The sequence below is a fragment of the Flavobacterium sp. genome, from assembly GCF_049318185.1.
Classification (GTDB): Bacteria; Bacteroidota; Bacteroidia; order Flavobacteriales; family Flavobacteriaceae; genus Flavobacterium.
On the sequence record NZ_JBMOGV010000082.1, the window covers coordinates 1 to 9,948 of the forward strand.

Consider the following 9,948-nt stretch of genomic DNA (forward strand, 5'->3'; position numbering starts at 1 on the left):
TTTATTTTAAAAAAATTATTATGTGCAACACGCTGTATATCTCTGCCAGGATTTGCATAATCATCAAGTAATAAAAGTCCCCCGTTTGAAACTTTCTCATATAAAATCTCTAATGAACTTATTTCAGCTTGAAAATGATTCAAATCCACATGCAAGAAGGATATTGAACGAATGGAATCAATTGTTTTATTAATCGAAGCAGGCAATAGTCCATCAACCAATTTTACATTTGGCCATTGTTTAAACCGTTCTTTAACTTCATCTTTTGAATTAGCATAAGCATCTGGTTTTCTCATTTTTCCTATTACTGATTGATTACCTGAACTATCTGGTTTTACAGGCAGAAAAGAATCAAACAAATAAATTCCTTTATTTGAAAAGTCAAGATTTTTTAATTTAAAGTAATTTAAAAGTGATATGAATGTGAAACCAGCACCACATCCCAATTCAACCAAATCTCCTTCTATTTTTAAACTATTCAACCCGCACCAAAGTGCCTGATGAATCCTTAACGGGATTTCAAGATCTTTTCCAACTAAACCAACTGCAATTTTATAGGCTTCGGAAAATTCAATTTCATCAATAAATGCTAGGTTATTATTTGTTTTAAGATTGTCAAAAGAATACTGGTAATTGCGAAATCCGAAAATGGATTGTTTCAAAGTCAAGAGTGATTTTAAAGACATAGAATTTAGTATAATTATGAAAATAAATTTATTTAAAGATACAATATAGTAAATAATAATGACATGAGATAATACCTATAGAACATTTTACAAAAATGTAGATAAAATCTACTTTCCATGATTTTAAATTTATGTAAAAAGAAACTTTCTATAAAAATATAATCAATATTTATTATAGAGTATTATTATTTTTTTTTATTAAATGATACATAGATTCAACTTGTTTTAAATTTATAAAAATAAAACTCAAAAAACAGAAAAAATTTAAAGCATGATTATTGAAATAAATTTTACAAAAAATTAGAAAGCATAAATAGATGATATTTTTTTTAAAAAAAATATCATCTATTTTCCAATCAGAAATATTGATTGTTAATAAGTAACAAATTAATAAGTATAATCCTGAGATAATCGCCTTAGCAATTATCATATGAAAAAAATTATAATTTTTTAACATTAAAAAAATGACTAAAACAGTTGATACGTTTAAAAGTAACTCAAGGATAAAGCGAATTTCAGTCTTCTTGCGAATTTGTAAGCCTGGTGCTATATATGCTTGCGTTGAATTGATTAATACAGTTATTAGTGAAATATTTAAAATTTTAGTAATCAAATTAGCGCCTCTAAGCTTTATAAATTCAAAAGCAATATCACTAGTAACATAAATAAATACAAACATAAATATCAGAGGAAAAACATAATTTTTTATACTTTTAGCAAAATCAATTACTTTTTGTCTTCCTCCTGTGGTAATAGTTTTAAATAAATTGGGACCAAAAGATAATTTTAAAATACCATGCAATTGATTAATTAATTCTGCAAATTTATTCGCTATTGCATAATGTCCAATAATATCCGAAGAAACATATTTTTGAAGCAATACCCTTTCAAAAATACTTGATAAAGAGCCAAAAATATTTGTTGGAATAAGTGGTATCGTGTAACGAAGTATTTCAGATAATTTAAGATTATTATTATTACTTTTAAATAATATATAAAATAAATTCTTCTGTAAAAAAATTAATAAAATAAATTGAAAAATATTGGAAATAATTAAGCTGCAATAAAATCCTCTTAGACTTAAATTAAAATTGTAAACTGTTAAATATATTGATATTACATATACAAAAAAAGTACTAACCTTAACAATAAAATAATTTTTAGGGCTATTCGTTATTCTAATAACACTAAATGGCACAGTATATAGGCTAATGAAAAATATATTTGACAGAGATAAAATGACAAGTAAAAAATATTTTTCATCAAATAAAAGACTCTTTGTACTAATTGTAATTATCAGAAAAAAAAGGAAGAAAAAGATAGAAGAAATTAATGAAATTCGATAAACTTGAATTGTGTTTATAAGTTTTTTATTATCATCCCACTCATAGTAATGTCTCATTAAATATTGATCTAGAGACATTGTCATAAACCCCGTAATAAAAATTGGTATTATTTCTAAAAACATTATTATAGAAAAGTCTAATACTTCAAGTTTATTCCATAAAAAAAGAGTCACTAAAAAACTACCTCCGGATGTAATTATTACACTAAATAAGAAATATAAAGAGGGCTTTTTTTTGAAAACACTATATAACCTTGTTATCAAAACTTATAAACTATTGATATGTTTTTAATTTCACTATAAAAGTCTAATGCTTCAAATCCAGGTTCTCTTGTGCCATTTCCTGATTCTCCAAAACCACCGAATGGCATATGCGGTTCACTTCCATATGTTCCCATATTAACATTTACTACTCCTGCATTTATTTTTCTTGTAAAATACATTGCTTTATTAATATCTTTCGTATGAATACAAGATGTCAAACCATATATAGTATTATTTGCTAATTGAAGGGCTTCGTCCAAATTTTTAACTGAATATAGAGTTGCGACAGGACCAAATAATTCTATTTGAGATATTTCATCATTGACGCTTATATTATCTATTAATGTTGGCAAAAAATAATTACCTTTTGACAGATTAATTTCAATTGGAGGCCTTCCACCACATAAAACTCTACCTCCACTTTTTATAGCATTATCTATAAATGATTGAATTGTTATTTGTTGCTTCTTTGTAATCAATGGTCCAAGATTAGACGTTTCATCAATTCCCAGCTTCAGTGAATTAGCCTTTGTAATTAGTTTTTCAACAAACTGATTATACACTTTTTCAAAGACAATAATTCTGCTTGCTGCTGCACATCTTTGACCAGCATTGCTAAAGGCAGATAAAATAGCCCAATCAACCGCATTATCTATATCAGCATCATCACAAACAACAAAAGGATTTTTTCCTCCCAATTCTAAAGAAACTCTCGTGAGTTTTCTACTACAAGCTGAAGCAATAACTTTACCAACATTTGTTGATCCTGTGAAACTTATAGTTGAAACAAGTCTATGTTCAACTAATGCTTGACCTGATATATTGCCGCTACCGTGAATTACATTGAATACGCCATCAGGAATACCAGCAGCTTTTGTAAGCTTAGCAAATTCAATTGCGATTTCAGGAGCATCTTCAGATGATTTTAAAACAACAGTATTACCACAAATTAATGCAGGGAATACCTTCCATGCTATATTTGCAATCGGAGTATTTGCTGGAACAATTAATCCAGCAACACCGCGAGGTTCACGAATAGTAAAACTTTGTTTGCCTTCAATTCCAGATGTTAACGATTTACCATATAATCTCATACCCTCGCCTGAGAAAAAAATGCCTAATTTTATAGCTCCATTAAGTTCTCCTATAGCATCAGCCATTGGCTTTCCAGTTTCTAATGCAAAACATTTACATAATTTTTGATGATGTGTCTTCATCAAATTCACTAACTCTAATAAAATCTCTCCTCTTTTGATAGGGGTAAAAGATTTCCATTGTTTAAACTTATTATCAGCAACCTCAACTGAAAGATTTACATCTTCTTTACTAGAATTCGCAAATTTGGAAATTACTAAACCATTATGAGGGTTAAATTTTTCAAGATAAGAATTGTTTGAAGGTTTTACCTCTAAACCATTTATCCAATTATTTATATATTTCATATTTAACTATTTTGAAGTCCAACCTCCATCTATTACCATGTTCGCACCAGTCATATAATTTGATGAGTCAGAACAAAGAAAATGCAATGCACCAAAATAATCAGTTGCTTGGGCCATCCTTCCTATAGGTATTCTAGCAGTATACTCTTTCAGAAAAGATTCATCTTGACTATTATAAACACCAGCTAATGTTAATGTATTCACACTTATTCCCTTACCCCCCCAATAATTAGCAAGATATCTAGTTAGGTTCAGTATTCCTGATTTTGATACAGAATATGCAACTGGCTTATAAAAATCCTCACCATTTTTGCGTCTGTATTCATATAAAGTTTGATCTGGAGAAACCATTCCATAAATGGAGGAAATATTTATAATAGTTCCTTTTTTATTTTTTAACATATTCTTACCGAAGAATTGACAACATAGAAAAGCACCCTTGAGGTTAACGTTCATTACTTTATCCCATGAAGACTCAGGATAATCTTCAAAAGGTCCATTTTCCTCGATAGTAGAAGATGGAGGAGAGTCTATAGCTGCATTATTAATTAAAACTGTTGGTACTCCAATTTCATTAACAATTCTCAATATTGTTGATGATAATGATGAACTACAGGTTATATCACACTCAAAAAAACAAAATTTAGACTTATATTTTTCAATTAGATATAATGATTTTTCATTTTTATTTAGATCAAGGCCAATAACCGTTGCATTTTGCATTAATAAATAATTAGCATACTCACTACCAAGTATCCCATTTACACCAGTTAAAACTATTATTTCTTTACTTATATCAAATAAATTATTCATTTCTTATTATTGAGCTATAAATTAAATCGCACACCTCTCTCACAGCACCTTCACCTCCTTTTTTTTGAGTTTTAAATTTAATGAATGGATCTATTTCTTCATAAGAATCTGAAACCCCCATTGGATATCCAACTATCTCAAGAGCAGGAATATCATTAATATCATTACCTAAAAAAGCAATTTTAGCAAGAGGTATATTTAAATTATCACTTATTTTTTCTACCTCTATTTTTTTATTACTCACTCCTTGGATAACATCAACTTTCAACTTATTTCCTCGAACAGTAACTACACTATTTTTTTCAGTTGAAATTATCAGAACGTTTATTCCAATATTTTTTAATCTAGAAATACCTATTCCGTCGCTTCTATTACATTTAACAGATTCAATACCTTCTTCATTTACAAAAACAAAGTTGTCTGTAAGTACTCCATCAAAATCTAAAATAAGAAGTTTAATTTTATTAAATTCTAGTTTCATTATTGCTAACTTTCTAAATCACTAAAATTAATTGGCTCTCCTGCTTTTATATCTCTATTTAAAATTCTGCCAATAACTTGATTAGATTCCCTAACAGGTATAAATTGAGTGCTGAAAATTTTCCCTGACAAATTATCAATTGTTAACAAAGAACCTTTATTTAAATCTTCTGACGACACTAATGATTTCCCTAATTTTTTGAACACTTTTTCTTCCCCTATTTCAGATTTCGGCTTTTGAGGAAGCATATATTTAACTCTTTTTATGTCTCTTACAAATTTCCTGAAACCCTCTGCCTCAAGTGCAAAACTATGATCTGTCCCTTTCCATGCTCGATTTAGAGTTACATGCTTTTCGAAAACTCTAGCGCCCAATAGATATGCAATTGGCCCTGATAAAGTTCCATTAAAATGATCTGATGACCCAATTGTACAATTAGGAAATTCGTTAATCAAAGTTTTAATGTTTTCTAAGCCAAGCTTATTAAATTCACAAGGGTATTCAGAAACACAATGTAAAATTGATAAATCAATACCATTTTCAAGGAGTACATTAACGCTAGATCTTATCTGATCAATCTTACCTCCACCAACACTTATTACTACGGGTTTAGCCAATTTTGAAATTCGATTAATCAAAGGAAGATTACCTAAATCAAAAGATGCAATTTTTATAATATCAGCATCTAATTTTTTTAATATTTCTAAACTTGGCTCGTCAAAAGGGGTGGACATGAACTTTACACCATATTTTATGCATTCTTCTTTTAAGATAGGCAAAAAATCTGGATTTAATTCAAGTTTCTCACGATGAGCGCCATAAGTTTCCGCGAATGCATTCTCACTTCCATAAGGAGCTAGATATGCCTCCTCTGAAAATAAATATTTATTATTTCGAGTTTGAAACTTAACAGCGTCAGCACCAGCACTAGCAAAAACTTTAATATACTCTTTTGCTAATTCTAAATCGCCTTGATGGTTTTGACCAACTTCAGCAATAATAAAAGGTTTGTCTTCAATTAATAGCTCTTTAAACATAATTTTGTGTTTTTAAATATTCAATAGTTATTTTCAATCCTTGTTCCACACCAAAAAGCGGAGAATAATTAATCAAATTTTTAGCTTTTGAAATATCTGCTAATGAATGCTTTACATCACCCACTCTTTCGTCATAGTAATTTGGGATCAAAGATTCACAATTCAAATACCTTACTATTATACTCCATAATTTATTTAGACTAGTCCTATCCCCAAAAGCTATATTTAACACTTCATGATTTTGATTTTCAGAATAATTTAATAATGCTTTAATATTTGCTTGAACGACGTTTTCAATGAATGTAAAATCTCTAGATGTTTCTCCGTCACCAAATATTGCTGGTGAGGTTTGCCTTAAAGCAGAAGTAATAAACTTAGGAATTACAGCTGCGTATGCATTAGTTGGAGACTGTTTAGGACCAAAAACATTGAAGTACCTCAAACCAGTAGAGTGTAGTCCATAAGTTTTACTGAAAATTTCAGCATATAACTCATTAACTAACTTAGTAACTGCATATGGAGAAAGCGGTTTACCTTCAATACCCTCTACCTTTGGTAGACTAGCACTATCACCATAGGTACTACTTGATGCTGCATATACAAACCGTTTTAAAGTATTGGATTCTTTTGCGGCAGTTAACATATTCACAAATCCACTAATATTTACATTGTTGGAAGTAATAGGATCAGCAATACTTCTAGGAACACTTCCTAATGCCGCTTGATGAGAAATATAGTTTATCCCCTCAACTGCTTTTTTACAAGTATCAAAATCTCTTATATCCCCTTCAATAAATTCAAAGTTTTTAAACTGTACGAAATCATTTATATTTTCGTAATATCCATTCGAAAGATTATCAAGAACTCTAACATGCCCGGCATTATACTTTAACAGGTATTCAACCAAATTTGAACCAATAAAACCTGCGCCTCCTGTTATTAAAAAAGAATAATTTGATAAATCAATATCGTGATAAGTAGTGTTATAAAGTTGCTCGTTAAACATATATTATAGTCTTGAATCTACTATTTCTTTGGGAAGTATTCCTTTAACATCATATACTACTCCAGTTGGAGCAAATGATCGGACATCTAAATCTAAAAATTCTTTATGTGCAACTGCTAAAATAACTGCTGCGTATTGACCATTAGGTAATTCACTAAATACATCAATATTATATTCGTGCTTTATTTCATTTGGATCCACCCATGGGTCATAAATATGCACTTTAATATCAAAGTTGATTAGCTCGTTATAAATATCAATTACTCGAGTATTACGTACATCTGGACAGTCCTCTTTAAAAGTAAAACCTAGTAACAGTACTTCTGAACCAATCACCTTTAAATCCTTTCTCATCATTAATTTTACGACCTCAGTAGCCACATGTTTTCCCATAGAATCATTTAGTCTTCTACCAGCCAAAATGATTTCTGGATGATAGCCAACTTCCTGAGCTTTTTGGGCCAAATAATAAGGATCCACACCAATACAATGTCCACCAACTAAACCAGGTTTGAATTTTAAAAAGTTCCATTTAGTACCTGCTGCTTCTAATACCTCATTAGTATCAATACCAATCAGATTGAATATTTTACTTAATTCATTGACAAAAGCTATATTAATGTCTCGCTGTGAGTTTTCAATTACTTTAGCAGCTTCGGCTACTTTAATACTAGGAGCCTTATGAGTTCCTGCTGTAATAACAGATTTATACAAGTCGTCAACTATTGTAGCGATTTCAGGTGTAGAACCACTAGTAACTTTTAGAATTTTGGTTACTGTATGTTCTTTATCTCCTGGATTAATTCGCTCTGGAGAGTATCCACAATAAAAATCTATATTGTACTTTAATCCACTTTCTTTTTCAAGTACAGGGGCCATTTCATCTTCAGTAACACCAGGATAAACAGTAGATTCATAGATAACAATATCTCCTTTGTCAAGAAAGGAGGCAATTGTTTCAGTAGCCTTAATCATGGGAGTTAATACTGGTCGATTATGTTTATCGGTTGGAGTTGGAACCGTAACAATGTATATGTTACAATTTTTTAGAACGTCCTTTTTTGTTGTGATGAATAAACCTAATTTTTTAGAATTATCGACATCCAATACAGAGTTTAATAATTGATCTTCTATCTCCAATGTTGAATCATGTCCTTTATTTAATTCATTAACCCTTTGATTATTAATGTCAAAGCCGATTACCTTATATTTTTTAGCAAAAGCTACAGACAAAGGTAACCCAACATAACCTAGTCCAATAATTGCAATTTTATAATCTTTATGTTTCATTAGATAATTACTAAATATAATTCTGAATAATATGTTTGGCTATGGATATCGATGCTGTTGCACCAGGTGAAGGTGCATTAAGCACATGTATTTGATTATTTTCTTTAATAATATTAAAATCCATAATTAACTCCCCTTGGGGGCTGATTGCTTGAGCCCTAACTCCTGCAGTTCCTCCCTTTACGAACATATACTCTTCAACTTCTGGAATTAGCTTTTTTGCTTTTGCTACAAAAGCGCTCTTTGATAAAGAACTTAAAAATTCGCCCATAGCAAAACTGGCGTTCTTAGCAAAAAAATTAAGGAAGCCTTTGTATGTCAAAGAATCAAAAGTATCAGTTAAAGAAAAATCAGTGTTTTTATACCCCTCTCTTTTTAATGCCAATACTGCATTTGGCCCAACTTCTCTGCCTCCATTGATCATTCTTGTAAAATGAACTCCCAAAAAAGGATATTTTGGATCAGGAACTGGATAAATCAAGTGATTAACCAAGTGCTTATATTCATCAGCAATGTGCATATACTCTCCTCTAAATGGAACAATTTTAATTGGACTCTTTTTTAATGTCAAATTAGAATAAGTTCTGTCAGAGAATAATCCTGAACAGTTAATAACCAAATCAAATGCTTGTTCATTTTTTTCTGATTTCAATATAATTGAGTTTTCATTTGAAGAAGTAAGCCCTAGCACTTTATTATTTGTATAAATTGTGCCTCCACAATTTATAATATTATTAGCCATTACGTCCATCACCTGCTTATAATCAACAATTCCTTCTTCTGGCACCAAAAGTGCTTTTTTGGCACTTACATTTGGTTCACGCTGCTTAAGCTCATCGTGATTAAGAAATTTCATTCCTTTTAATCCATTTTTTTCTCCGCGATCAGCTAGGTTATTCAATAAACCTATCTCTCTATCATCTGAGGCAACAACAATCTTCCCACAAACTTCGTGATTGATATGGTTTTTTTCACAAAAAGAAATCATCTCACGAATTCCATCTACGGCTAACTTTGCTTTAAGAGATCCCGGCTGGTAATATAAACCACAATGAAGCACACCACTATTATTACCTGATTGATGCTTTCCTGGACCATCTTCTTTTTCAAAAATGGTAACTTTAAAATTAGGATGTGAAATACTCAATTCATAGCCTATTGCTAATCCTAATATACCACCACCAATAATTGCAACTTCTTTCATATATTATTCTCTAAAATAACGCACAAAACTGCGCACATTTAACCTATTTTTCAACCTTTTCTGATAACCCATAATTAAAAAATCAAACATATAAAGTGATTGATTTTCAAGTTATTAATGATTTAAGACTATTTGTAAATTCCTAATATTAGTGTGGACCACACTAATCCAAGTCCTACGCAACCATCTTCCTATATAACTGTCCAAAAATCAAATATAACACAGTTAAGAATCCTGCTAAGAATCCGCCCAATATTAGTGATTTTAACCTTCCAACTTTTTCTTTTTCTAAAGGCAAAATAGGGCGGTCTATTAATTGTACGAGTGGCGTTTCTTTTCTTAAACTTACTTTAGACAGTTCCAATTGTGTAACCAACTGA

At 30.2% G+C, this 9,948-nt stretch carries 9 protein-coding genes and 1 pseudogene; all 10 read right to left on the minus strand.

Features of this window, described 5'->3' with window-relative positions:
* Positions 1–686: TylF/MycF/NovP-related O-methyltransferase (locus ACOYLT_RS08225; RefSeq protein WP_422853380.1), on the minus strand; the 686-nt coding region annotated here is incomplete at its 3' end.
* Positions 687–858: 172 nt separating this feature from the next.
* Positions 859–2,154 carry a lipopolysaccharide biosynthesis protein gene (locus ACOYLT_RS08230; protein WP_422853381.1) on the minus strand — a complete coding sequence of 432 codons (1,296 nt, stop codon included), beginning with the start codon at positions 2,152–2,154 and terminating at the stop codon, positions 859–861.
* 137 nt (positions 2,155–2,291) lie between these two features.
* The gene (locus tag ACOYLT_RS08235) at positions 2,292–3,737 is read right to left on the minus strand and encodes an aldehyde dehydrogenase family protein (RefSeq protein WP_422853382.1); all 1,446 of its coding nucleotides are present in this window, start codon (positions 3,735–3,737) and stop codon (positions 2,292–2,294) included.
* A gap of 6 nt (positions 3,738–3,743) precedes the next feature.
* The gene (locus ACOYLT_RS08240; RefSeq protein WP_422853383.1) at positions 3,744–4,550 is read right to left on the minus strand and encodes an SDR family oxidoreductase; all 807 of its coding nucleotides are present in this window, start codon (positions 4,548–4,550) and stop codon (positions 3,744–3,746) included.
* Positions 4,543–5,031 carry a KdsC family phosphatase gene (locus ACOYLT_RS08245; RefSeq protein WP_422853384.1) on the minus strand — a complete coding sequence of 163 codons (489 nt, stop codon included), beginning with the start codon at positions 5,029–5,031 and terminating at the stop codon, positions 4,543–4,545. Before ACOYLT_RS08245 ends, ACOYLT_RS08240 begins: the two co-directional genes overlap by 8 nt.
* Positions 5,032–5,036: 5 nt before the next feature.
* The gene (locus tag ACOYLT_RS08250; RefSeq protein WP_422853385.1) at positions 5,037–6,068 is read right to left on the minus strand and encodes an N-acetylneuraminate synthase family protein; all 1,032 of its coding nucleotides are present in this window, start codon (positions 6,066–6,068) and stop codon (positions 5,037–5,039) included.
* Entirely contained in the window at positions 6,061–7,074 is a 1,014-nt protein-coding gene (locus ACOYLT_RS08255; protein ID WP_422853386.1) for an SDR family oxidoreductase, read from the minus strand. Before ACOYLT_RS08255 ends, ACOYLT_RS08250 begins: the two co-directional genes overlap by 8 nt.
* Positions 7,075–7,077: 3 nt before the next feature.
* Entirely contained in the window at positions 7,078–8,364 is a 1,287-nt protein-coding gene (locus ACOYLT_RS08260; RefSeq protein WP_422853387.1) for a nucleotide sugar dehydrogenase, read from the minus strand.
* Positions 8,365–8,374: 10 nt separating this feature from the next.
* Positions 8,375–9,568 (minus strand): L-2-hydroxyglutarate oxidase, encoded by a 1,194-nt coding sequence (gene lhgO, locus ACOYLT_RS08265; RefSeq protein ID WP_422853388.1) that lies wholly within the window; start codon positions 9,566–9,568, stop codon positions 8,375–8,377.
* A gap of 175 nt (positions 9,569–9,743) precedes the next feature.
* Positions 9,744–9,948: pseudogene (locus ACOYLT_RS08270) on the minus strand (lipopolysaccharide biosynthesis protein); the annotation flags it as partial.

Bases quoted from the DNA above. Each gene is read 5' to 3' on its own strand.
- ACOYLT_RS08230 (WP_422853381.1), bottom strand. From the start codon at position 2,154: ATGTTTTTAGAAATAATACCAATTTTTATTACGGGGTTTATGACAATG.
- ACOYLT_RS08235 (WP_422853382.1), bottom strand. From the start codon at position 3,737: ATGAAATATATAAATAATTGGATAAATGGTTTAGAGGTAAAACCTTCA.
- ACOYLT_RS08240 (WP_422853383.1), bottom strand. From the start codon at position 4,550: ATGAATAATTTATTTGATATAAGTAAAGAAATAATAGTTTTAACTGGT.
- ACOYLT_RS08245 (WP_422853384.1), bottom strand. From the start codon at position 5,031: ATGAAACTAGAATTTAATAAAATTAAACTTCTTATTTTAGATTTTGAT.
- ACOYLT_RS08250 (WP_422853385.1), bottom strand. From the start codon at position 6,068: ATGTTTAAAGAGCTATTAATTGAAGACAAACCTTTTATTATTGCTGAA.
- ACOYLT_RS08255 (WP_422853386.1), bottom strand. From the start codon at position 7,074: ATGTTTAACGAGCAACTTTATAACACTACTTATCACGATATTGATTTA.
- ACOYLT_RS08260 (WP_422853387.1), bottom strand. From the start codon at position 8,364: ATGAAACATAAAGATTATAAAATTGCAATTATTGGACTAGGTTATGTT.
- lhgO (WP_422853388.1), bottom strand. From the start codon at position 9,568: ATGAAAGAAGTTGCAATTATTGGTGGTGGTATATTAGGATTAGCAATA.